The 315-nt window shown below is 35.2% G+C and carries 1 rRNA gene; it reads right to left on the bottom strand.

The features are described 5' to 3' along the window. Positions 1-101 (bottom strand): 23S ribosomal RNA (locus H5187_RS24155); the annotation flags it as partial. Between the last annotated feature and the right edge of the window lie 214 nt (positions 102-315).

The raw sequence follows: 315 nt of genomic DNA, 5'->3' as shown, positions 1-315 counted from the left end.
AAGTGCTTTTTACTAGCTTGACTAGGCTTATCGCAAGTTAATACGTCCTTCATCGCCTCCAACTGCCAAGGCATCCACCGTGTACGCTTAGTCACTTAACCATACAACCCAAACGGGTCTTTGTTGTGTGACAGTTTAACTTCGCCAGAAGTTAATATTGAATACTAAAGTAGATACCAATCAACAAACAAAACGTTCATTAAATGGCACTGAATGATACTGCTATCATTCTTTTTTACTTTTGAAAACTCTGTACAAATACACTGTATTTATACGAATTTTATTATCAGCTTTTCCAAATTTTTAAAGAGCATA

The organism is Pseudoalteromonas sp. SG44-1 (assembly GCF_014164315.1).
In the GTDB taxonomy this organism is placed as follows: Bacteria; Pseudomonadota; Gammaproteobacteria; order Enterobacterales; family Alteromonadaceae; genus Pseudoalteromonas; species Pseudoalteromonas rhizosphaerae.
This window is presented reverse-complemented; position numbering and strand designations above follow the sequence as displayed.